The organism is Pseudomonas sp. MF09150 (assembly GCF_059862355.1).
In genome coordinates, this window is the sequence record NZ_JCBCUS010000004.1 from 253,750 (window position 1) to 277,186 (window position 23,437).

General features: G+C 64.0%; 22 protein-coding genes and 1 pseudogene. 16 read left to right on the plus strand and 7 right to left on the minus strand.

Annotation, left to right across the window (positions count from 1 at the left end; genetic code table 11):
- Positions 1-71 precede the first annotated feature (71 nt).
- Positions 72-647: a PadR family transcriptional regulator gene (locus tag AC19YX_RS17290; RefSeq protein WP_201127680.1), complete on the plus strand. Its 576-nt coding sequence runs from the start codon at positions 72-74 to the stop codon at positions 645-647.
- Positions 644-1,429, plus strand: a complete 786-nt coding sequence (locus AC19YX_RS17295; RefSeq protein WP_500606664.1) for a siderophore-interacting protein — start codon at positions 644-646, stop codon at positions 1,427-1,429. Before AC19YX_RS17290 ends, AC19YX_RS17295 begins: the two co-directional genes overlap by 4 nt.
- 5 nt (positions 1,430-1,434) lie before the next feature.
- Here the strand turns inward: AC19YX_RS17295 and AC19YX_RS17300 are convergent, their stop codons facing one another.
- Together AC19YX_RS17300 and AC19YX_RS17305 are read right to left on the minus strand one after the other, a co-directional pair.
- Positions 1,435-2,100 carry a Pr6Pr family membrane protein gene (locus AC19YX_RS17300; protein ID WP_078471962.1) on the minus strand — a complete coding sequence of 222 codons (666 nt, stop codon included), beginning with the start codon at positions 2,098-2,100 and terminating at the stop codon, positions 1,435-1,437.
- A gap of 10 nt (positions 2,101-2,110) precedes the next feature.
- A complete protein-coding gene (locus tag AC19YX_RS17305) occupies positions 2,111-2,341 on the minus strand; it encodes a VF530 family protein (RefSeq protein ID WP_020298531.1) in 231 nt (76 codons plus the stop codon).
- 329 nt (positions 2,342-2,670) lie between these two features.
- On the opposite strand from AC19YX_RS17305, the gene AC19YX_RS17310 reads away from it, so the two are divergent.
- Entirely contained in the window at positions 2,671-4,710 is a 2,040-nt protein-coding gene (locus AC19YX_RS17310) for a TonB-dependent receptor (RefSeq protein ID WP_500606665.1), read from the plus strand.
- 114 nt (positions 4,711-4,824) lie between these two features.
- Here AC19YX_RS17310 and AC19YX_RS17315 read toward each other — a convergent pair whose 3' ends face one another.
- Positions 4,825-6,219 (minus strand): aminotransferase-like domain-containing protein, encoded by a 1,395-nt coding sequence (locus AC19YX_RS17315; RefSeq protein WP_500606666.1) that lies wholly within the window; start codon positions 6,217-6,219, stop codon positions 4,825-4,827.
- A gap of 332 nt (positions 6,220-6,551) precedes the next feature.
- Between AC19YX_RS17315 and AC19YX_RS17320 the strand changes: the two genes are divergently transcribed.
- The 6 genes from AC19YX_RS17320 (at position 6,552) to AC19YX_RS17345 (ending at position 14,037) form a co-directional block, all read left to right on the plus strand.
- Positions 6,552-7,757, plus strand: coding sequence for a benzoate/H(+) symporter BenE family transporter (locus AC19YX_RS17320; RefSeq protein ID WP_500606667.1), 1,206 nt, complete (start codon positions 6,552-6,554; stop codon positions 7,755-7,757).
- A 243-nt stretch (positions 7,758-8,000) separates the two neighbouring features.
- Positions 8,001-9,374, plus strand: coding sequence for a carbohydrate porin (locus AC19YX_RS17325; RefSeq protein WP_500606668.1), 1,374 nt, complete (start codon positions 8,001-8,003; stop codon positions 9,372-9,374).
- Between the two features lie 129 nt (positions 9,375-9,503).
- Entirely contained in the window at positions 9,504-11,924 is a 2,421-nt protein-coding gene (locus tag AC19YX_RS17330; RefSeq protein WP_020298526.1) for a glucose/quinate/shikimate family membrane-bound PQQ-dependent dehydrogenase, read from the plus strand.
- Between the two features lie 527 nt (positions 11,925-12,451).
- Positions 12,452-12,766, plus strand: a complete 315-nt coding sequence (locus tag AC19YX_RS17335; protein WP_500606669.1) for a hypothetical protein — start codon at positions 12,452-12,454, stop codon at positions 12,764-12,766.
- Positions 12,767-12,990: 224 nt separating this feature from the next.
- Positions 12,991-13,284 (plus strand): hypothetical protein, encoded by a 294-nt coding sequence (locus tag AC19YX_RS17340; RefSeq protein ID WP_500606670.1) that lies wholly within the window; start codon positions 12,991-12,993, stop codon positions 13,282-13,284.
- A gap of 105 nt (positions 13,285-13,389) precedes the next feature.
- A complete protein-coding gene (locus AC19YX_RS17345; RefSeq protein WP_201127688.1) occupies positions 13,390-14,037 on the plus strand; it encodes a peptidase associated/transthyretin-like domain-containing protein in 648 nt (215 codons plus the stop codon).
- Here AC19YX_RS17345 and AC19YX_RS17350 read toward each other — a convergent pair.
- Complete coding sequence (locus tag AC19YX_RS17350; protein ID WP_500606671.1) at positions 14,015-15,673, minus strand: ATP-binding response regulator; 1,659 nt, start codon at positions 15,671-15,673, stop codon at positions 14,015-14,017. The two genes, AC19YX_RS17345 and AC19YX_RS17350, sit on opposite strands and share 23 nt — an antisense overlap.
- Positions 15,674-15,809: 136 nt before the next feature.
- Between AC19YX_RS17350 and AC19YX_RS17355 the strand changes: the two are divergent.
- The 7 genes and pseudogenes from AC19YX_RS17355 to AC19YX_RS17385 form a co-directional block, all read left to right on the plus strand.
- A pseudogene (locus tag AC19YX_RS17355) lies at positions 15,810-16,415 on the plus strand (LuxR C-terminal-related transcriptional regulator); the annotation flags it as partial.
- Positions 16,416-16,912: 497 nt separating this feature from the next.
- Complete coding sequence (locus AC19YX_RS17360) at positions 16,913-17,344, plus strand: hypothetical protein (RefSeq protein WP_078471972.1); 432 nt, start codon at positions 16,913-16,915, stop codon at positions 17,342-17,344.
- Entirely contained in the window at positions 17,341-17,739 is a 399-nt protein-coding gene (locus AC19YX_RS17365) for a hypothetical protein (protein WP_500606672.1), read from the plus strand. The genes AC19YX_RS17360 and AC19YX_RS17365 overlap by 4 nt, the downstream gene beginning before the upstream one ends.
- Before the next feature lie 35 nt (positions 17,740-17,774).
- The gene (locus AC19YX_RS17370; RefSeq protein ID WP_500606673.1) at positions 17,775-18,086 is read left to right on the plus strand and encodes a hypothetical protein; all 312 of its coding nucleotides are present in this window, start codon (positions 17,775-17,777) and stop codon (positions 18,084-18,086) included.
- Between the two features lie 14 nt (positions 18,087-18,100).
- Complete coding sequence (locus tag AC19YX_RS17375; protein ID WP_500606674.1) at positions 18,101-18,853, plus strand: hypothetical protein; 753 nt, start codon at positions 18,101-18,103, stop codon at positions 18,851-18,853.
- Positions 18,850-19,176: a hypothetical protein gene (locus tag AC19YX_RS17380; RefSeq protein ID WP_421548661.1), complete on the plus strand. Its 327-nt coding sequence runs from the start codon at positions 18,850-18,852 to the stop codon at positions 19,174-19,176. The genes AC19YX_RS17375 and AC19YX_RS17380 overlap by 4 nt, the downstream gene beginning before the upstream one ends.
- A gap of 17 nt (positions 19,177-19,193) precedes the next feature.
- Positions 19,194-19,529, plus strand: a complete 336-nt coding sequence (locus AC19YX_RS17385) for a hypothetical protein (RefSeq protein WP_201127698.1) — start codon at positions 19,194-19,196, stop codon at positions 19,527-19,529.
- Positions 19,530-19,539: 10 nt separating this feature from the next.
- On the opposite strand, the gene AC19YX_RS17390 is transcribed toward AC19YX_RS17385, so the two are convergent.
- From AC19YX_RS17390 to AC19YX_RS17400, 3 genes are all read right to left on the minus strand, one after another.
- Entirely contained in the window at positions 19,540-21,882 is a 2,343-nt protein-coding gene (locus tag AC19YX_RS17390; protein ID WP_500606675.1) for a putative bifunctional diguanylate cyclase/phosphodiesterase, read from the minus strand.
- Positions 21,883-22,150: 268 nt separating this feature from the next.
- A complete protein-coding gene (locus AC19YX_RS17395; RefSeq protein WP_078471979.1) occupies positions 22,151-22,570 on the minus strand; it encodes a group I truncated hemoglobin in 420 nt (139 codons plus the stop codon).
- A complete protein-coding gene (locus AC19YX_RS17400; RefSeq protein ID WP_500606676.1) occupies positions 22,570-23,427 on the minus strand; it encodes a DUF3034 family protein in 858 nt (285 codons plus the stop codon). Before AC19YX_RS17400 ends, AC19YX_RS17395 begins: the two co-directional genes overlap by 1 nt.
- Positions 23,428-23,437 lie beyond the last annotated feature (10 nt).

Genomic DNA, 23,437 nt, shown 5'->3' on the forward strand with positions numbered 1-23,437 from the left:
TGCACAGAAGGGCTTGCGTCTTTCTTAAGATATATCTTAAGTTATGTCTAAACCCGAAGAGAGAAGAGAAAATGAGAGAGCACCACCCCCATCACAGAGAACATGGCGACGGCCATGACGGCTTCGAAAAACGCCCCGGTCGCGAGCGCGGCGGGCGCGGGCCCCGGGTGTTCGCCCCCGGTGACTTGAAACTGCTGCTGTTGGCGCTGATCGCCGAGCAGCCGTGCCACGGCTACGACCTGATCCGCCAGATCGAGGGCATGTTCGACGGCGCCTACAGCCCCAGCCCCGGCGTGATCTACCCGACCCTGACCTTTCTGGAAGAAAGCGAAATGATCCAGGGCGATGCCGAAGGCGGCAAAAAACGCTACAGCGTGACGGAGGCCGGTCGCCTGTCACTGCACGATCAGGCGATTGCCCTGGAAGGCGTGCGCATGCGCATCGACGTCAGCAAGCGCTCGCTGCGCGGCCACGACCGCCCGCCGCAGATCCACGAAGCGGTGCATAACCTGCGCCACGCCCTGCAATTGCATCACGGGCGCTGGAGCCCTGAAGAAATCCTGCGGGTCAGCGACCTGCTGAACAATACCGCCAGGGCCATCGTCGATGGCCCGGCCAGTCAACCTGCTCAGGAGCAAGCTGAATGACCGTCGATACTTCGCAAACCATTCACCGGGTCAGCCATGAAATCAAACGCCGCCGCCTGCAAGTGCTGCGGGTCGTCGACCTGACCCCGCGCATGCGCCGCATCACCCTGGGTGGGCCGGAACTGGCGGGGTTCGTCAGCCTGGGCAGCGACGACCACGTGAAGTTGCTGTTCCCGCAGAACGCCGAGCAACAGGCCGCCCTGGAAAACCTGGTACTGGGCGCTGGCAAGGACAACGGGCCGATGCCCGCCATGCGCGACTACACCCCACGTCGTTACGACCTGGAGCGTGGCGAGTTGGATATCGATTTCGTGCTGCACGGCGACGGCCCTGCCTCGACCTGGGCCGAACAGGCCAGCCCCGGCCAATACCTGCACATCGGCGGGCCCCGTGGCTCGATGATCGTGCCGGACATCTTCGACAGCTACCTGCTGATCGGCGATGAGACCGCACTGCCTGCCATCGCCCGGCGCCTGGACGAACTGCCTGCAGGGCGCCAGGTGCTGGCGGTGATCGAAGTGGCCAACGCCGCCGAACGCCAGCCCCTGGAGAGCGCGGCGCAGGTCGAGGTGATCTGGGTTGAACGTGACAGCGGCCAGCAGGACCTGATCAGCACCGTGCGCCAGTTGCAGGTCCCGACGGGCAAGCTCTACGCCTGGGTCGCCACCGAAAGCAAGGTGTCGCGCCAGATCCGCCGCGTGTTGCTCGACGAACATGCCCTGAATGAAGAATTCGTCAAAGCGGCCGGCTACTGGCGCCTTGACGGCAGCGACGACGAGTAACCCGCCTAACCCTTGGGCTCGCGCCGCCCCAGCCAACGATCAACGCCCAGCAGCACCAGGGAAATCAGGACAAAACCCAGCAGGATCCCCAGGGCGTTGATAAACACCTGGGGATAACCCAGCTTGTCCACGTTGATGAACGGATAAGGGTAAAGCCCCAGCAAATCGCCGCGCAGCAACAGGTAAGCGAAATACAGCAGCGGGTAGATCGTCCACAGCCCGACATGCCCCAGGCGCAAGCTGCCTTTGGGCACACACCCCAGCCAATACAGCAGAAACAGCAGCGGCATCACGTCGTGCAGCAACTCATCGGCCAGCCACTGCCAGCCCTGGGGATGCCATAAGTGGCGCAGCAACAGGCTGTAGGCCAACCCCACCAGCAGCATGCTCGCGGCTATCGCGGTGCCGACCCAGGGCCGCAGCAAAAACTGCTGGCCCCTGGAGATCCGCAGGTTCAGGGCGCAGGTCAGCACGCTGGCTGCCAGGGTATTGCTGAGCACGGTGAAAAAACTGAAAAAATTCACCAGCCCACCCAGCAAGCTGGCTTCGGCGTTCCAGCGCGACAGCAGGATCAGGTACAGCTGAATCGTCAGCCCCAGCCAGCCGAGCACGGCAGCGCCGGCCATCAGGCTGCGCCGGTAGCGCGAGAGGCAAAGCGCTGCGGCAAGCATTACGCGGTCCTTAAAGCGGGCGTTTGGTGCGCTGCAGCTTCACGTACAGCTGCTCGACTTTCTCCCGGGCCCACGGGGTTTTACGCAGGAACGTCAGGCTCGACTTGATACTCGGGTCGCTTTTGAAGCAACGGATATCGATGCGCTCGGCCAGCCCCGACCATTCGTAGTGCTGCACCAGCGCCTTGAGGATCTGTTCCAGGGTCACGCCATGCAGCGGGTCGGTAGTGGTGACGGTCATGCCAGGCCTTTGAGCGAAGGGAAAAGGAAGCCGCGCACCTTAGCCGAGGCCATGCGCCCGCGCCAGAGCGCTGACCTAACTGTAGCCGCTGCCGAAGGCTGCGCTGGCCAGCACCGATGCCGTGGGCGTAACAGTTGAACGCAGACTAGGCCCTACAGAAAGCGCGAGGGGGATTTTCCAGGCAGCAGTAAAAGTTCCTGGCTTTTCGAAATAAAAGAGATGTTATATTGTATCAAATCATAATAACTCACCCGCACTCAGGGCACCCCCGTGTCCAGCCTGTTTTCTGTCTCGAAGCGCTCTGCGCAACGCTTGCCAAGGAATGACCGATGTCTCTCTCAGCCCCCCGCCCTTCTCGCTCTCTGCTGTGGCGCCTGTCGCCGCTGTCCGCCGCCTTGCTGATCGCCTCCCAAGCCCACGCCGTGGAATTGCCGCCGCAAGTGATCACCGCCAACCCGCTGGGCAGCGCGCAATTGGCTGCGCCAAGCACCGTACTGGAAGGTGATCAACTGACCCTGGAACAAAAAGGCAGCCTCGGCGAAACCCTGAACAAACAACCCGGCGTGTCGTCGTCGTACTTCGGCCCCGGCGCCAGTCGCCCGATCATTCGCGGCCTGGACGGCGATCGCATTCGGGTCCTGCGCAATGGCGTCGGCGCCCTGGATGCCTCGTCGCTGTCTTATGACCACGCCGTGCCCCTGGACCCGGTCAACGTCGAACGTATCGAAATCGTCCGTGGCCCGGCGGCCCTGCTCTACGGCGGCAGCGCGATTGGTGGGGTGGTCAACAGCTTCGACAATCGAATCCCCACCGCCTCCATCGAGGGCATCCACGGCGCCGGTGAATTGCGCTATGGCGGCGCTGACACCACCCGCAGCAGCGCCGGCAAGCTGGAAGCCGGCGACGGCACCTTCGCCCTGCACCTGGACGCCAACTCACGGCAGTTCAATGACCTGAAAATCCCCGGCGACGCCCGCAGCCGCCATGCGCCCCCCAGCGAAGACGGCGCCGCCAAGAACGGCCGCCTGGGCAACAGCGACGGGCGCCAGGACGGCGGAGCCATCGGCGGTTCCTACACCTGGGACGACGGTTATGCCGGCCTGTCCTACAGCAACTACGACTCTAACTACGGCTCCCCGGCCGAAGAAGACGTACGCATCCGCATGAAGCAGGATCACTACGCCTTCGCCTCCGAGTTGCGCAACCTGCAAGGCCCGTTCAGCTCGGTGAAACTCGACGCCGGGTACACCGACTACGAACACCGCGAGATCGAAGGCGGCGAAACCGGCACCACCTTCAAGAACAAAGGCTATGAAGCCCGGGTTGAAGCGCGGCACCTGCCCCTCGGCCCACTCAATGGCGTGATCGGAGCACAAGTCAGCCGCAGCGAATTTTCCGCCCTGGGTGAGGAAGCCTTCGTACCCCAGACCGATACCAACAGCGGCGCGCTGTTTATCCTCGAAGAGATGCAAGCCAGCGAACGCCTCAAGCTCAGCCTCGGCGGGCGCCTGGAGCACACCACGGTCGACCCGGACGGCAAAGGCAACGAGCGCTTCGCCAACGCCAACCGCTCCAGCAGCTTTACCGCCGGCAGCCTGTCATCCGGCGCGGTCTATACCCTGACGCCAATCTGGTCCCTGGCCGCCACCCTCGGCTACACCGAGCGCGCCCCGACGTTCTACGAGCTGTACGCCAATGGCGCCCATGTGGCCACCGGTACCTATGAAGTCGGCGACGCCAAACTGTCCAAGGAAAAAGCCGTGTCCAGCGACCTGGCCCTGCGTTTTGACAACGGCACCCACAAGGGCAGCTTCGGGGTGTTCTACAGCCACTTCTCCAATTACATCGGCTTGCTCGGCAGCGGTCGCACCTTGAATGACGAGGGCGAGGAAGACGCCGACGGCATCCCGGAATACACCTATTCCGGCGTGCGGGCACGTTTCGTCGGGTTCGAAGCCCAGGATCGCTGGCAGCTTGGTGAAAGTACCTACGGTAAGTTCGCCCTGGACCTGTCAGGCGACTACACCCGAGCCACCAACCTCGAAAACGGCCAGGCCCTGCCACGGATCGCCCCCCTGCGTTTGAACAGCGGCCTGTTGTGGGAACTGGATCGCTGGCAAGCACGCCTGGATGTGGAGCACGCCGCCGGCCAGGGTCGCGTCCCGGACAACGAAAGCGGCACCGATGGCTACACCACCTTCGGCGCCAGCGCCGGGTATCGCTTCGATATCGGCAGCAGCCAGTGGCTGGCCTTTGTCAAAGGCGAGAACCTGACCAACCAGACCGTGCGCTACGCCAGTTCTATCCTGCGCGACATCGCGCCGGCGGCCGGGCGCAGCGTGGAAGTGGGCTTGCGGACCACCTTCTGAACCTGAGGCAGCAGGGCTCACTGGCGACGCCTGCCTGATGGATCGCGGTGACTGCATAGGCGGCCACTGCATGCCGGACGCGAGCACGCTCCCCCGTCAAAGGGGAGCGGTGGCTCAGTAGTAACGGCGGGGATCGGTCTCGATCAGGCTCGCCAACTGGGTCAAGGCAAAGCGCAATTCACCCTGGGTGGTGGGCGACATCAGCACCACCCGCACGCAGCGGGAGTTGCCCCCGCGCTCGGCCTCGAACTGGCTGCCACTCAATACCAGCACGCCATTGGCCCGGGCCAGGTGGGTGAACTCGTCCGCGCTCCAGGGCTCGGGCAGGGTCAGCCAGATGTGGTAGCAGTGAGGCTGGGTCTGGAGTTCAAACCCTGCAAACACCTCCCGGGCAATGGCCTGGCGCGCCGCCGCCTCAGTGCGCTGGGTCTGCACCAGCTTGCGGTCCAGACCTTCGCTGATCACATTGCTCGCCAGCTGCGCGGTCAACGGCGACGGCATCCACACACTGCTGCGCACCATGGAGGTCAGGCGCGACAGCAGTTTCGGCGGGCTGTACAGGTAACCGACCCGCAGGGCCGGCATGATCGCCTTGGACAGGCTGGTCAGGTACACCGAACGTTCGGGGGCAAAGCTGGACAAGGGTTTGATCGACGGGTCGGTGGCCAGAAAGCCATAGATGTCATCGTCCAGAATGATGAAGTCGAACTCCTCGGCCAGTGCCGCGATCTGCGCCCGACGCTGCTCGGACATGATGGCCGCCGTAGGGTTCTGGCAGGTCGCGACGCACACCAGCATCGCCGGTTTTTCCCGCAGGCAGAGTTCACGCAGAGCCTCGGGGATGATCCCCTCCTCATCCATTGCCACCCCGCGCAGGCGTCGCTCCAGGCCATGGGCCAGGGAGATGATGCCCGGATAGCACAGGGCCTCGCAGAGCACCAGGTCTCCGGCGTTGGTCAGCGCGCTCATGGCCACCATCAAGCCATGCTGGGCACCGGCGGTGATCACCACCTGCTGCCATTGGGCCTCGGGCAGCGCATGGCGCAACCACTGCGCACCGGCCTCGCGATGGGCCGGGTGGCCGCCGTCCGGCGCGTAATCCAGGGCCCGGCCGAAGTCGATGCTTTGGGCCATGCCCACCAGGGCGCCGCGCAGCCAATATTCCAGGGTCTCGCTGTAAGGCTTGATGATCGACAGGTCGAGCAGTTCAGGCTGGCCCAGGGCCAGGGTCGGCGCCTCATGGCTGAGGGGCAGGGGCAGAGCCAGGGCTGGCTGGGCCTGGACATAAGTGCCGCGCCCCACTTCCCCCTGCACCAGCCCACGCCGCTGGGCCTCGCTGTAGGCGCGGCTGATGGTGCCCGGCGTGACATTCAATGTGGCGGCCAGGTCGCGCAGGGTCGGCAACCGCTCGCCGTCGCTCAACAGGCCGCTGTTGATATCACGCGCCAGGGCATCGGCGATCGACAGGTAGACCGGCTGGTTGAATTCGCTTAACTGGGGAACCCACATGGATGATCACGACCACTGGCAGCATTGGATAGCGGCGGAGGATATCACAGCGATACGCCAGGGCATCCAATCGACTCAATTTGTTTTAAATTTCTATAAATCTCAAAACAAAATCCGGTCACGCGACTTATAAATAAATTTCAATAAAACATTTAACCTTTTAAATACAGCCACTTAGTCAATAAATCACACATCACGAACCAAGCCTGCAATGAGAAACAATTGAATCGATTCAATTGTTTGAAATACACTCGCCACCGATCGAATCAATCGGCCGACGCCGCTCCCTTCGCATGCAATGCGCTGCCCACCCAGCGCCCAGTCGAGACGCCATGAGCACACTCAGAAAGGACGTATCACTCTCCGCGATCATTGCCGGCCTCATTGCCGTGATCATTTCCTATGCCGGCCCCTTGATCATCGTGTTCCAGGCCGCCAGCCAGGCCCATCTGCCCAGCGAGCAGGTGTCGTCCTGGATCTGGGCCATTTCCATCGGCAGCGGCATCACCGGGCTGCTGCTCAGCTGGCGCCTGAAGGTGCCGGTGATCACCGCCTGGTCGACCCCTGGCGCTGCGTTGCTGGTATCGATGCTGCCCACGGTGTCGCTGCCCGAGGCCATAGGCGCCTATATCGTCGCGTCCCTGATCATCGCCGTGGTCGGGTTCTCCGGGGCTTTCGACAAACTGATGAGCCGCCTGCCCAAGGCCATTGCCGCTGCGATGCTGGCGGGGATTCTGTTTCGCTTCGGCGCCGAATTGTTCACCTCGATCAAGCTGCAGCCGGCCCTGGTCCTGTCGATGATCGCCGCGTACCTCTTGTGCAAGCGCCTGTCGCCGCGCTACGCGATTCTCTCGGTGTTGATCGTGGGCTGCGCGGTGGCCGCCGGCCTGGGCGAACTCAACAGCAGCTCGATCACCATTGCCGTGGCCCAGCCGATCTTCACCGCGCCGCAGTGGAGCTGGCACGCGATTATCAACATCGGCCTGCCCCTGGCACTGGTGACCCTCACCGGGCAATACGTGCCGGGCATGGCGGTGATGCGCACCGCCGGCTATACCACCCAGGCGCGCTCGATAATCTCGTTCACCGCCATCGGCTCGCTGCTGCTGGCGCCGTTCGGCTCCCACGGGATCAACCTCGCGGCCATCACCGCCGCCATCTGCACCGGCCGCGAAGCCCATGAAGATCGGGACAAACGCTACATCGCCGGGATCGCCTGCGGGGTGTTCTACATCCTGATGGGGATTTTCGGCGCGACCCTGGCCTCGGTGTTCTCGGCCCTGCCCAAGGAGTTGATCGCCTCCCTGGCTGGCCTGGCCTTGTTCGGTGCCATCAGCGCCGGATTGACCGGGGCCATGGCCGATGAAAAACAACGGGAAGCGGCGTTGATCACGTTTCTGGTCACCGCCTCGGGCATGAGTTTCCTGGGCTTGGCGGCGGCGTTCTGGGGCCTGATTTTCGGCCTGGTGGCGCACTTTGTACTGAGCTATACCCGTGAGCGCAAAACCCTCGAGGCCGGCCAGGCCAGCCGTTCGTAACCCGCCGTGCCAGGCGCCAGGGCCAGCAGGCCCCGGCGCACTGTTACCGAATCCGAAATGATCCATGTCAAATAAAGCGCTTTCTCTCTTCAGGACGGCGCTTTATCCTTCCTGCCTCAAAGCTGAACCGTTTCATCTTCCTATTTAAAATCAGCAGCATGGGGCGTTCGATCCCGCGTGATCGACCCGGCATCTCCGCTGCTTTATCTGCCCATTCCTAAAAAAAGACCACGCCCGAATTTTATGCCTGACGTTCATCACTCCAAAGACAGCGCTGTCCGAACCCCCCTGGCCGGCACCAAAGCCATCACCCTGCTCGGCGCCCTGGGCCTGGCCACCTGCGTCCAGGCAGCGCCGGCCTTCGACAGCGAATCACCGTGGATGCTGGGCGACTGGAACGGCAGCCGCAGCGACCTGTCCCGACAAGGCTATGACTTCAAGATCGATTACGTCGGCGAAATGGGCTCCAACCTGCATGGCGGCTACGACCACGATCGCACCGCACGCTACAGCGATCAGTTCGCCTTCGGCAGCCACCTGGACCTGCAGAAGATCCTCGGCTGGGACGACGCCGAGTTCCAATTGACGGTGACCAAGCGCGACGGTGACAACATCAGCAACGACCGGATCAACGATCCCCGCGTCGGCGGCTTCACTTCCGCCCAGGAAGTCTGGGGCCGTGGCCAGACCTGGCGCCTGACGCAGATGTGGTACCAACAGAAATTCTTCGACCAGAAACTCGATATCAAGGCCGGCCGCTTCGGCGAGGGCGAAGACTTCAACAGCTTCCCCTGCGACTTCCAGAACCTGGCGTTCTGCGGCTCCCAGATCGGCAACTGGGTCGGTGGCATCTGGTACAACTGGCCGGTCAGCCAGTGGGCGCTGCGGGTCAAATATCACCTGACGCCCGAGCTCTATGCCCAGGTCGGCGCCTATGAACAGAACCCGTCCGACCTGGACCGCGGCAACGGTTTCAAGCTCAGCGGCAGCGGCACCCAGGGCGCCGTCCTGCCGGTCGAACTGGTGTGGACGCCCACGCTTGATGGCCTGGCCGGGGAATACCGCGCCGGCTACTACTACAGCAGCGCCAAGGCCAGCGACGTCTATAAAGACAGCCACGGCCAGCCCGCCGCCCTGAGTGGCGAGGCCTATCGCAGCAGTTCGAGCAAACACGGCCTGTGGCTGGGCGCGCAGCAGCAACTGACAAGCCGCGCCAGTGACCACTCCCGGGGCCTGAGCGTGTTCGCCAACGCGACGATGCACGACAAGAAGACCAACTCCATCGACAACTACGTCCAGGCCGGCCTGGTCTACAAGGGCCTGTTCGATGCACGGGCGCGGGACGACATCGGCTTTGCCCTGGCGCGGGTCCACGTCAACCCGGCGTACCGCAAGAACGCCGAGGCCAGCAACCAGGCCCACGCCGTCTACGATTACGACAACCCCGGCTACCTGCCGCCCCAGGACACCGAATACAGCGCCGAACTCTACTACGGCGTGCACGTCACCAATTGGCTGACCGTGCGCCCCAACCTGCAGTACATCCGCCATCCCGGCGGCGTCAGCCAGGTCGACGATGCGCTGATCGGCGGGATCAAGATCCAGAGCTCGTTCTGAGGCCCGGCCAGCGGCGCACTGCGCTTAAAACTGCTTTTCCACGATTTTCACCTGAACCAAGCCCGCGCCTGATCGTCATCTACAGTGAACATGCGCGGGAAAACTCTTAACGTCACGGAGAACCACACTATGAGCACTGAGGGTGCTTCAAGTCCTAGCCGCCTGCTGCCGAGCCTGCTCGGTATCCTGCTGCTGCTAATGGGCCTGGCCATGCTGGCCGGGGGGATCAAGCTGAGCATGCTCGGCGGCTCGCTGTACTACCTGCTGGCCGGTATCGGCCTGATCATCACCGGCGGCCTGCTGCTGGCGGGACGTCGCGCCGCGCTGGGCCTGTACGGGCTGGTGCTGTTGGCCAGCAGCGTCTGGGCGCTGTGGGAAGTCGGCCTGGACTGGTGGCAACTGGTGCCGCGCCTGTCGTTGTTCTTTGTCCTCGGCGTGGTCCTGCTGTTGCCGTGGTTCCGCCGTCCGTTGCTGCGCCATGGCGCAGCTCCGCTGGGCACCGCGCTGTTGAGCGTGGCCGTGGTCGTGGCCGGTGGCGCTGCCCTGGGCAGCCAGTTCACCCAGCCGGGTGAAATCGCCGGCGACCTGGGTCGCGACAGCACCGAAGTGGCCAATGCCGCGCCCGCCATCCCCGATGGCGACTGGCAGGCTTACGGTCGCACCGAATTCGGCGATCGCTACTCGCCACTGAAACAGATCACCCCGGGCAACGCCGGCAAGCTGCAGGAAGCCTGGCGCATCCGCACCGGCGACATGCCAACTGCCAAGGACCCGGTGGAAATCACCAACCAGAACACCCCGCTGAAGGTCAACGGCATGCTCTATGCCTGCACCGCCCACAGCAAGGTGCTGGCGCTGGACCCGGACACCGGCAAGGAAATCTGGCGTTTCGACCCGCAGATCCAGGGCCCCAACGGCGATGATTTCCGTGGCTGGGCGCACATGACCTGCCGCGGCGTGTCGTACTACGACGAAGCCAATTTCAATCAACCTGGCGCCATCAGCACCCCGGCCACCCTGTCCACAGCCGGCCAGGCGATTGCCACCAGTTGCCCGCGTCGTCTGTTCCTGCCGACCGCCGATGCGCGCCTGATCGCGCTGAACGCCGACACCGGCAAGGTCTGCGAAGACTTCGGCAACAAAGGCGTGGTCGACCTCAAGGCCGGTATCGGTCCGTTCACCCCGGGCGGCTACTACTCGACATCGCCGACCGCCATCACCCGTAACCTGGTGATCATTGGCGGCCACGTGACGGACAACGAGTCGACCAACGAGCCTTCTGGCGTGATTCGCGCCTTCGACGTGCATGACGGCCACCTGGTGTGGAACTGGGACGCCGGCAACCCCGACGAAACCACCCCGCTGCCTGACGGCAAGACCTACACCCGCAACTCGCCGAACATGTGGTCCCTGGCCAGCGTCGACGAGAAACTGGGCCTGATCTACCTGCCCTTGGGCAACCAGATGCCTGACCAGTGGGGCGGCGACCGCACCCCGGGCGCCGAGAAATTCAGCGCCGGCACCGTGGCCCTGGACATCGACACCGGCAAGCTGCGCTGGAACTACCAGTTCACCCACCATGACCTGTGGGACATGGACGTGGGCAGCCAGCCGACCCTGGTCGACATGAAAACCGCCGAAGGCGTCAAACCGGCGCTGATCCAGCCGACCAAGCAAGGCAGCCTGTATGTGCTGGACCGTCGCGATGGCACGCCAATTGTGCCGATCCGCGAAGTGCCGGCCCCGACTGGCGCTGTCGAGGGTGACCACACCGCACCGACCCAGGCCCGTTCGGACCTGAACCTGCTGCCACCGCCACTGGATGAAAAAGCCATGTGGGGGGCGACGCCGTTCGACCAGATGCTGTGCCGTATCCAGTTCAAGGAACTGCGCTACGAAGGTCAGTACACCCCGCCGTCGGTGCAGGGCAGCCTGATCTACCCGGGTAACGTCGGCGTGTTCAACTGGGGCAGTGTGTCGGTGGACCCGGTCCGCCAACTGCTGTTCACCAGCCCGAACTACATGGCGTTCGTCTCCAAGTTGGTGCCGCGGGCCGAAGTGGCTGCCGGCAGCAAGCGCGAAAGCGAAACCTCGGGCGTGCAACCCAACACGGGCGCACCGTACGCGGTGATCATGCATCCGTTCATGTCACCCTTCGGCGTACCGTGCCAGGCCCCGGCCTGGGGCTACGTGGCCGGGATCGACCTGACCACCGCCAAAGTGGTGTGGAAACACAAGAACGGCACCACCCGCGACAGCTCGCCGATCCCGATCGGCCTGCCAATGGGCGTGCCGAGCATGGGCGGTTCGATGGTGACAGCCGGCGGCGTCGGCTTCCTCAGCGGCACCCTGGACCAGTACATCCGCGCCTATGACGTGAAAAATGGCAAGGAACTGTGGAAATCGCGCCTGCCAGCAGGCGGCCAGGCCACGCCGATGAGCTACACCGGCAAGGATGGCAAGCAGTACGTGCTGGTAGTCGTGGGCGGCCACGGCTCCCTGGGTACCAAAATGGGCGACTACATCATTGCCTACAAACTGCCGGAATAAGCTTTACCGGCAGGCATGAAAAAGGCGGCTACCTTCGGGTAGCCGCCTTTTTTTGTGCGCCGAGCGCCTCCCCATTTGACCGACCAACACCTGTAGCCGCTGCCGCCAGGCTGCGCTGGCCCGCGGGCGCCGTGGAGTGTCAGGTAGATCACGGTGTGTGTGAGGGCCAGCGCCCGAATGCGGCCCGAGCCTGGCGGCAGCGGCTACAGGGGCCGGATGGAAAATTCCTACAAAACGCGTCCACTTCCATCACCTTGTCCCGGAGTGCCTCGGGCTCTATGGTCTGGTCTGTCACTGCCAATTCAGTGGCAGGGCGTAGGAACCCTTTTGATGACCCTTGGCGCGTACGCGTCCCGACTGATTGCGGCACCCTTGAGGTGTCCGTAAGATCAGCCGCGGCGGCCGTGCGCGGGCACGTTTCGACGTGGCCGAGTCCCTGGGTATTCGGTTCCTACCCCGCGCACGGCTGCCACCCAAGCCCGTAGGAAGGCCGCTGGCGGCTCAGACCCCTACCCGGAGCCAGTTCAATGAAAAAAATCGTTCCCGATCCACCCGTGCAACCCACCTCACACCGTCGCTACATGCCCCTCACCAGCAACGACTGCACCATCCCCGCCTTGCTGGCTGACACCGAGGCCCCGTTGGATGTGCTGCATGAAGCCGCCACCCATCGCATTCGCGCGGCCACCCAGTTGCTGGAGAACATCGCCAGCATCGACGACCTGCATAACCACCCGGCCCTGCTCCAGGATTTCGCCCAACTCTGCGTCATTCCCCTGCGCGATGGCTGTGACCTGCTGGACGTGCTCGGCCGCCGCCTGCAGCACCAGTTGCTGACCTGAACCCCCGGCCCGGCTGCATCCAGCCGGGCCCATCAGGCGCTCTGCCTCCCCCCGCAGGCGCCGTAATTGCAAAGCGACACTAGCCCATTTGTGCTAATCGACCTTCCCCTGCCTCGGCGCTAGAGTGCCGACCACTCGCCCCGTTCTCTTCAACACCGCCGTCCAGCGGTAAGGGGAGCGGCTGCGCCGTAGAAAACACAACAAAACAGCAAGGAAGAATCATCATGAAGCTCCACTCCAGCGTCCGCCCCCTCGTCCTGTTCAGCGCCCTGGCATTCGCCCTGGGCGGTTGCGCCATTGCCAAGCCGAGCAATGACGACCTCAAGAACCGCGCCCAGACCACCATCGGCAAGCCCGTCTCCACGGTCTCGAACGTGCGGAGCGACGCCTCCCAGACCTACTTCACCGCCAACACCAGCAAGGGCGGATACGAGTGCGTATTGCCCAGCGGCGGCATGGTCGCCTTCGCCAGCATGGGCGGAGTGGTAGCGCTGCCGGCCCAGTGCACCAAGCAGTAAACCGCTAGCCCCTGGCCAATCAGGTTCGCCGCGACGGGCTGCCCCGGTGTAGCAGCAGGGCAGCGTCGGGCGAGCACCGCCCCTTCTTGAAAAGGTCCTGAGTTGATGAAACCCCGTCTCTTCATGGTGACAGGCCTGGCCCTGCTCGCCTGTACCCTGACTGCCTGCGCGCCGCGCCAAGGGCGAACCCTGGACGAATACCCGCCAGTCAAGACTCCCACCGTGCAGTACCCCGACGAGCCCTTCGACACCCAGGCCGCGCGCGCCGCCCTGCAACCCGGCACCGCAACGCTCACCGGCAAGTTCTGCATCGTCGGCAACGACGGCATCGAGGACAGTCGCGACGTCAAGATCTATCTCTACCCGGTCACCCCGCACTTGCAGGCCTGGCATAAGTTGCGCTCATCCCAGCCAGAAGGCGCGCCGGTGAGCATGCTTCCCGAGGCCGTGGCCGTACACCGGATAACCCGAACCAACGGCAACGGCATCTTCCAGTTCACGGGTCTGCAACCGGGCCGCTACTTCGTCCAGGGCCAGGACATGGTGTACGGCACCAGCCGCTGGAACGAGTACGTGGGCACCGGCCAGAGCAACACCAACTACGGGCCGGTGACCACCCACTACTACACCGAGCGCAGTTCGACCTCTTCGTCCTCGGGCATGCTGGATGAATTCGTCGAACTGGCCAGCGGCGAGAACAAAAAGCTGACCATGACCAACTATCCCCTGCTTATTCCGTGCCGGACCTGGTAACCGCCTCTGGCGCCGCAACCCTGTGGGCAGACGCCAGCGGCGTCTCGCGCAGGGCGCGCAAGGTCGCCCGCAGCTCCACCGGGTGTACCGGTTTGGACAGGATGGCGATGTTGCGATCATGCAGCGCCGCCTGGATTTTCTCGATGTCATGCCCGGTGATGATCAACGCCGGCACCGCCCAGCCCCGCTGCTCGCGGATGCTGTCGATGCACTCGATGCCCGAGGCACGGGTGCCCAGGTCATAATCGGCGACGATGATGTCGCAGTCGGTCAGCAGGTCTTCTGCCGCCGTTTCCGCCTGGACCACACAGCCCCAGCGCTCCAGCAATGCCGAGGTGGCCAGCAGCACGTTGCGGTCATCTTCCACCAGGCACACCCGCAGCCCGGTCAGCAAACCACTTTGCAACGCATCATCGCGGCTGCGCAGCCGCTGCGGCGCGGCGGCCTGCAAGCCGTGCAGGCTGACTGCGGTACCACGATCGAGGCGCGACTTCAGCGTCACCTCCAGCCCGACCAACTGCCCCAGGCGCTTGACGATGGACAGGCCCAGGCCCACCCCTTCGACGTCCTTGTCCCGCAGCTGCCGGACCCGGTAGAACTCGTCGAAAATCTTCGGTAAATGCTCCCCGGCGATCCCCCGGCCCTGGTCGTAGATGACGATGGCCAGGCCGTCGCCGTGGCGACGCACGCCGATCAACACCGGGCGCTCCGCCGCGTACTTGAAGCAATTGGACAGGACGTTCTGGACCATGGTGGCGAGCAGCCCCGGGTCGGCCCGGACCCACTGGGCACAGGGACGCAGGCGCAGTTCCACCCCGGCCCAGCGCGCGGCCTCGGCGTTCTGGCGTACCAGGTCACCGAGGAACTGCCCCAGGTGCACGGTTTCGTATTTGGGCAGGATCCGGCCGTTGTCCAGGGTGTAGAGGTCGAGAATCGAGCGGAACAACTGCGACACATTCAGCAGCGAGCGATCGATGTTATCCACCAGGCGCCGCTCATCGACCCCCAGGTTGGCTTCGCGCAAGCAGGCGGTGAACAGGCCGATGGAGTGAATCGGCTGGCGCAGGTCATGGCTGGCCTGGGCCAGGAAGCGGGACTTTTCCAGGTTGGCGGCAATCGCCTCTTCCGACGCCAGGCGGGTGCGTTTGAGCAGGATATGGGCGTACACCGGAATCACCGTACTGGTGATCATCAGCATCAGCACCATATAGGGCTGGGCCTGCCAGAACGGGGTCAGCAGGAACACCATAAACAGCGCGAACAGCGCCAGGACGGTGGCGATGGCCAGGTAGCGCGAGCCGAAGCGCATGCCATTGCCCAGGTTGACCCAGACCATCACCGCATAGATCGGCAGCGCCCCCTCCCCGCCCACCACCAGGCCGTAAGAGGTGCCAGTGTAGTCGTAGACCATGCCCAGGATGCGCCGTGCCGGGTAGTGCCCGGGCCAGCGGGCAATGGCCATGCGCAGGGCAATCGAGCCGAGCATGAACAAGAAGATGTAAATGATCACCGGCACATAGGTCTCGACGTTCTGCCCCGGCAGAAAACCGATCAGCCCGACATAAACCAGGGCACAACCGGCGACGATAATGCGCAAAGTGGCTTGATCGAGTTCGCTGTCTTTTTCAACTTTCATGCACTCACCTCCTTGTGTAATCCGCGCTGTCGTGGTCTTTTCCTGTCCCTGCCGAACTCGACAAGCGGACAGGTACAACGCCGGGACGCCAAGGTAGCATGCCCCCAGGATTGGGTGACTCAAGGAGCTTCAACACATGACATGCCGGATTATCGTAGCCGACGACCACCCGTTGTTTCGCGAAGGCATGCTGCGCACCATCCAGCGTCTGCTGCCCGAAGCGGTGCTCGAAGAGGCCGGCGACCTGGCCTCGGTACTGGCCCTGGCCAAAAGCGGCGCGGAGCTGGACTCACTGATTCTCGACCTGCGCTTTCCCGGGCTGAGGTCGGTGAGCATGATTGCCCAATTGCGCCAGCAACTGCCACGGACCTCGATCATTGTGGTGTCGATGGTCGATAACCAGGACCTGATCGGCGAAGTCATGGCCTGCGGCGCAGACGGTTTTATCGGCAAGAGCATCAGCCCCGAGGAAATCGGCCAGGCGATCCTGGCCATTCGCGAGGGCGAAGTGGTGGTCAAGTACGCCCCGTCAGGCCTGCTGCTGCCGCTGGAAGCCAGCGACGAATTGAGCCAGTTGACCACCCGCCAGCAGGAAGTGCTGCGCCTGATCGCCCAGGGCCAGACCAACAAAGAGATCGCCCGCGAACTCGATATTTCGCCCTTCACCGTGCGCATTCACGTGTCCTCCCTGCTGCACACCCTGAAGGTGTCCTCGCGCGCGGCGGCAGCGGCAAAATTTGCCGAAGCCTGGCAAGGGGCCGACAGCTCCCCGGCAGAACCGACGCCCTTGAGTACCCGCCCGATCGAGCCCGCGCCAACGCCCACGCCGCTCCCGACGCAAGCATTTGCCCAGCTGGAACACTGGCTGGGCGACTCACCCAGCGCCCCCTGGAATGAGTACATCACCGAGCAGGTGGCCAAAGGCGTGCTGCACGGCTTCTCGCCCGCGCAATGGCAGCAACTGGCCGATGTGCTGCCGGGCAAACCCGAGTATTGGCAACAACGCTGCGCCGTAAGCCTCGGGGAAAACCGCTCGGCACCGGCCATCGCCCTGCTCAAGAGCCTGTTGCAGGACTCGCCCTACCTCGATGTGCAGGTCACGGCCATCCATGAACTGGACTGGTCAGAAGCCCCTATCGAAGCGTGCTACGCGCCGCTGATCGAAGCCGTCATTCAAAGGCTGGCCGATGAGCAGATTGAACCCGAATTGAACAACCTGCTGGCCAAGGCCGCTGCGCTGTGAGCCTGCCACAGAGAGACGCGTTGATCCTGAAGTTGCAGCACTGCATCGGTGACTCCGAGGCGTCCAACTGGACCGAATACAGCACCCAGCGGGTGGCCAAGACCGTGCTGTGCGACTTCACCGCGGTGCAATGGCAACGGCTCGAGCAGATGCTGCTGCAGCAGGCGCAATACTGGCAACAGCGCTGCGTGGTGTGCCTGGGCGAAGACCGCTCGGCAGCGGCCATTGCCCTGCTCAAACGCCTGTTGCTGGAGTCGCCCTACCTCGACGTCCGAATCCTCGCGATCTACGAACTCGACTGGTGCGAAACCCCCATGGACAACCGCTATCGGGCGAGCATCGAGCAGGTCATCGCCAGCCTGCCCCCGGCCGAGGTCGAGCCCGAGCTGACCAGGCTGCTGGCCAAAACCGAGGCCGGCGTCCCATGAGCGCCGCCCACACCCAACAAGTGCCCTCCATCGACCAACTGACCCAGGCCCAGCACAGCACGCTGGACAACTGCCTGCTCGATCACCTGCTCTGTGCCTCGAGGCTGGAGGGCGCCACCTGCCTGCACCTGTTGCTCGACGACTTGCTGATCCCCACCAGCGGCGGCACCGAGATGTCCAGCCTGACCATCGACTGCGACGTCGACCCGGACAACATTGCCCCGCATCTGCTGGGCGTGCCTGGAATCACCTTCGAGTTCATGGACGAGCAGGTCACCCTGCCCACCGTGCACGCCATCCGCTACCTCTGCCACTGGTGCGAGACCCAGGTCGAGGAAGACCGGCAGAATATTCTGGCAAAGTGCCAGGCACTCAAGAATCACTACCAGGCCTGAGCCGCCTGCCTCACCCTTTGCAAAGGAAGCCAACAGTGTTCGACCTGAGCCTGCTCACGGGAAATATCCGCTTCGACGACTTGTCGTCCCTGTCAGACCAGCCGCTGGCGCGCCAACTCGACGCGCTGAAGGAGGACCTGCTGCAAGTCGAGTACGGCGAGCACTGGCTGCTGGACGTGGGCTGGTACCCCGAATTCGCTGAGCACGGCGCCTTTCGGGTAGCGGTGATCAAGGATCAGGACTGGCAGCAACCGCTGTCGAGCGAACAGGCCCACAGCCTTGGACAACTGCGCGACTGCCTGGCCCGTGCCCAGGGCATGCTGGACGCGCTGCACCACACCCCATGATCGAGCACCGCAGCATGAAGCACCGCCCCCTCTACCCGCTGCAACCGTTGCGCATTAGCGGTGGCTGGCAGATCACCCTCAACACCTTCCATCAACTGCCCTTCACCCCGGAGACCCTCGAATGGTTCGATGCCTCGGTGCTGATCGGCGGCGTGCATCGCCAGGGCCAACGCTGCTTTGACTGCGCCTTCCTGCCCGAAGACGACCCCGGCGGCGAGTTCGTGCTCAGCTTGATGACCTACCCCCAGGACCGCTCGAACACGGCGCTAGGCCAGGAAGAGTTGCTCGAGGAGTTCAGGACCCGCGACACCGCGCAGCTGATTGCACGACTCGAAACCTTCATGCTGGACACCACCCAGCAGGCCGACCCTGACTCGGGCCACGGAGCTATCGCGCCCTTGCAGGCCATCCGCCTGCCGGCAGGCTGGGAAATCAGCCATCACCAACTGCCGCAGGTTGCCTTTGGCGCCGACACCCTGCCCGCCTTCAACCACCCGTTGCTGCTCGCCGGTGCCGGCCGCGAACATGGCTTTACCCTGGGTTTTGAGCCCGCCCCCCAAGGGCTCGGCGAATTTGTGCTGCGGGTTGAGCGCTTCAAGCGCAACCGCCAGCGCCAGGCCTACAACCGCACCTCGGCGGGCGAACTCAGGACCCCGGACCCGCACCGGGCACTCGACGCCATCGAGCAGTTCGCCCAGGGCATTGAATGGCCGCTGGCGGGGCCCGATGCCTGCCTCTTGCCCACCCACTCGGAGCCCGGCCCATGAAGCAGATTGTCGTTCCCTTGAGCCCGGCGGCGATGCACCGCCTGGACCTCGATCAGTGCCTGCCCGGTGATCTGGAGCAATGCTCCCTGAGCGCCGAACACTATCAACAGCTGTGGGACTCGGGCTTGATCGAGCGCCTCAATCGGCAGTTGGGTTGCCTGATCGACGAGCATGAAGACGCCAGCATCCAGGGCGCCGAGGCGCTGGCCACGGCCCAGGCGCTGATCGAGCAAACGCCTCTGGCGCCCGCGCTCAAGACCTCATTACTGCAACTCACAACCCGCGCCCGCGCCAAGGCCAGCGGTCTTTTTTTCTACTTTTAAATGCCCCCTGGATCGCCATGAGCCCAGCCAAACCCAAATCCCCCAAAAACCCGCCCTCCCTGCGCGAAGCCAATCAACAGATCGTGCTGTCGGGGGCGGTAGCCCTGGATATCCTGCGCGAGCTGGAATTCATGCTGATTTCCCTGCGCAAGATGTCAGACCATGCGATTTTCAACCCCGAGTTCGATTTCGACACCGCCACCGGCAACTTCGTGATCGAGGGCAAGTTGCGCGACCGCCTGGCCAAGGTGCGCGCGCTGTTGTCCGAGCCCTTTGACGGCACCCTGGGAGACGACGATATGGGCGATATCGAACGTTATGTCGAGGACCTGGAATTCTGGAAACCGAGCTGAGCCCGCCGGCTCAGACCGATAGCCGTGTTTTGCCCAGCCAGGCCTCGAACGCTCGGGCTTCCAGCGGCCGGCTGATCAGGTAGCCCTGGGCCGTATCACAGTGCCAATGCTTGAGCAGGCGCAGGCTGCCTTCGAGTTCGACGCCTTCGGCCACCACCTTGAGCCCCAGGTTGTGGCTCATCTCGATGGTCGAACGCACGATCACCGCGTCGCCGCTGGTTTCATCCAGGTTGCGGATAAAGGACTGGTCGATCTTCAGCTCCTGCACCGGCAGGCGCTGCAATTGGGCCAGGGACGAATAGCCGGTGCCGAAGTCGTCCACCGACAGGCTGATGCCGCAGCCGCGCAGGCGTTGCAGCACGTCAAGGGCCTGTTCCGGGTTGCGCATGATGGCGCTTTCGGTGATCTCGAACACCAGTTGCTCCGCCGACACCCGGTAACGCGCCAGCAACTCGCCGACCATCGACGCCAGGCCATTGCCCTCCAGGTCTTCAGCCGAGATGTTCAGCGACAACTGCACCGTCAATGCCCGGCGGTTCCACTCGGCCAACTGGCGAATGCCCTCCTCGATCACCCAATGGGTCAGGCTGCTCATGCTTCCGGTGCGCTCCGCCAAGGGGATGAACTCGGCAGGCGAGACCACCCCGAACGCCGGATGCCGCCATCGCAACAAAGCTTCGGCCTGGCTGACCTCTCCGCGGCGGATATCGAGCTTGGGCTGGTAGTGCAGGAACAGCTCGCCTTCGGCGGCGGCGCGGCGCAGGTCGCGAATCAGGGCAATTTGGCGTTGATGCGCCAAGTCGCGGTCCTGCTGGTAGACCTGCAGGTAACCTGGCTGAGTCGCGGCGTCGTGGCGGGCAATGGCGGCTCGGCTGATCAGCTCTTCGGCGGACTCGCCGTCAGTGGGGTACACCGATACGCCGATGCACATCTGGCGCTGCACTTCATGGCCATGGATCAGTTGCGGCGGGTTGAGCAAGGCATGCAGGCGGTCGGCCAGGGCCACGGCGCCATCGACCTGGGTGTTTTCCAGCAACAGCAGAAACTCGCTGGCGGTCACCCGCGCCGCGGTGTCGCCCTGGGACAGGGAGCCCAGCAGCAGCCGGCTGACCTCCAGCATGATCTGCTCCAGCCCTTCAGGGCCAAAGCTCTCGTTGATCGCTCGGTAGTTTTCGATCCCCAGGTACAACAGCACCACGCTGCGCCGGGCGGCAATCGCGCTGCCCAGGCGCTCCATGGCCAGGGCGCGGTTGGGCAAGCCGGTGAGCGAGTCATGCAGGGCGTTGTGCGCCAGTTGCGACTCGCGGGTGGCGATGGCGCTTTGCATGGCGTTGATGCCGTCGGCCAGCAAGCCGAACTCGTCGCTGCGCTTGAGCACCACCGGCGTCTGGTAGTTGCCGGCACCGATGCGTTGCGCCGCCTGGGCCAGCACTTCAAGCGGGCGGGCCACGCGGCGGGCCATCCACAGCGCCCCACCGAGGGAGACCAGCAGCGCCGCCAGGGCGATCCAGAAAAACTCCCGATCCAGCGGCGCGAACGCATGCAGCGCCTGCTCCAGCGGGCTCTGCAACAACACCAGGACCCGCGGATCCTGAGGGTTGCCGGTGTTGGCCAATTGCAGCGCCTGATTGAGAAAACGCTTGCCCTGGATCTCGCTCAACTGCGGCCGCAACTCCCACAGCGAATCGCGCAGGGCCGCCGTGATCGCACTCCAGAACAGCTCCGGCTGGGTGGTGAACAGCTCGCCGGCGCGCTCTTTGTCCAGGGTCAGGAATGACACTTCGAGGTTGCTCATGGAGCGCAATTCGCTGGCGAACAGGTCGTCCATGCGAAACCCCATCACCACCCGTACGATGCGCAGCGGGGTCAGCACCTGGCTCTGCACCAGCAGGTAGGGTTGGCCCTTGAGGGCAACGATCAGCATGCTTTTGTTTTCACGTCGGGCCTGACGCAAGGCGCCATCGTAGGGAAAAGCCAGGCCCGGCTCGACCGCCGCCAGGGTGCTGGCCGTCACCTGACCATCGCTGGCCAGCACGAACAGTTCACTGGAACGAATGCCCGTACCGTGGCGGCGCAACGCTTCGAGAATGCCCTGGGGCTCGCCGCTGGCAACGGCCTGGCGAAACGCCGAATCCACCACCAGCCAGTCCACGCCGTACTGCAAGCGGCGTCCGCGCAACTCCAGCAAGCGCTCGAACACCTGGGTGCCGGTGGTCATCTGCACCTCGGCCTGGTTTTCCACGGCGCGGGTGGTGGCGGTTTTCATCGCGAAATACACCGCGCCGATCACCAACAACAGCAATAACGCCAGGGTCCCGGCAATCCGTGCCTGGAAGGTGTGGCGCCACCTCATGACCCGGTGCTCGCCAACGCCGTCTCCAGCAAGGGCCGCGGGATCCGCCACGAGCCTTGCCTTGAGCTGAAAAATCCTTTCTTCATACCCATTCCTCTACCAAGCCGAATACGCGCGTCAATTAAATGCCATTTTCCTAACGAGCACGTGAAGTGCTCAGATTAGTCTGAGGCAAGCAGAAGAGCACGCAATAAAACAAGGGATTAGACAGCCATTTTATTGGCGATGCCAAATTCCCGGCACTCGCCCATTCGGCGCAATCAGCCGATCAACGCTCGATCACCTCGCCGCGCATCGGTGCCAAACGCGCCAGCAGGCGGTTTTGCGCCGGCACCGGCACGCCCTGGGCTTCCATGGCGGCGATCAGGTCTTCGACCAGGGCGTTGAAGTCGCTGCGGCTGACGTTCTGGCCTTTATGACTTTCGGCCATGCTGTCGCCGGTGTAGGTGCACGGACCACCGGCCTCGACGCAGAACTGCTCGATCAGCTTGTTGCGCAGGCGCTGGATATCGATCTTGCGAAAACGCTCGACGATCCGTGGGTCGCGGGCAATGTTGAGCAGCGTGCCTTCGACGATCCGGGTGATGCCCGGGCGCTCGCCCAGGGCCCGGTACAGGCTGTCGTCACGCGCCGGCTGTTGCGCGCAGGCGCCGAGAAGCACGGCCAGGAACAGCACGGGCAGGCGCATCAGAAACTCCCTTGCAGCGACAGGTAGGGGCCGTTCTGGTGATCCAGCCCGGCGATCTCGCCCAAGCGCGCATAGGCCAGGACCAGGGACAGGTGCTTGTTGGGGAAGTAACCGAGAAACAGGTCGGCCCAGTCACTCTCGCCGGCAAACGACAGGTTGTCGGGCTTTTGCCGGTACTCCAGGCCCAGCGCCCAGCGCGGGTTGAACAGCACCGCCAGCGAGCCCTCCTTGAGCAGGCTGCGACTGTCGCGCCGGTCGCCGCCAAAGCCCAGCAGCCCGGTTTCATTGGCCCGGCTGTAGCGCACGCCGCCGTTGAGCAGCAGGTTGTAGCCAAACGCCGCGCCCAGCAGCAGGCGGCTGGCACTCAGGTAGCCCTCGGTGTCGCGGTCGCGCTGCGCACCCACCAGGCTCGGGATCAGGAAGTTGCGCTGATGTTTGTACTGCACCCCCAGGGAGACCTGGGGCCACTGATCGTAGATCAGGTCGCCGAACAGCCGCAGCTTGAGCCCGAGGACGTCCTGTCCCAGGTTGTCTTCGGGCAGGTTGAGCGTGTGCACCAGGCTGCCCAGGTCCAAACGCTGGCGGGCGAATGACAGCTCCACCCGGTTGTCGTAGGCCAGCGCCAGGCCCGCCACGTCGAGGCGGTAGTCCGGCAGGTTGACCGTGGTCGCGAAGGCGCTCGCGCCCCATTCGCCCTGCTCGCCATAACCGCCGAGCACGGCCCAGGGCGTGATGCCGCCGCCGGCGGCGCCTTCGATGCTGCTGGCCCCGCCGGTGGCCAGTAAACGGCCGTTATCGGCCACGGCCAGCGACGGCAGCAGGACGCCGAGGCCGGCCAGCAAAACAATCCAACGCATAGGCATGACG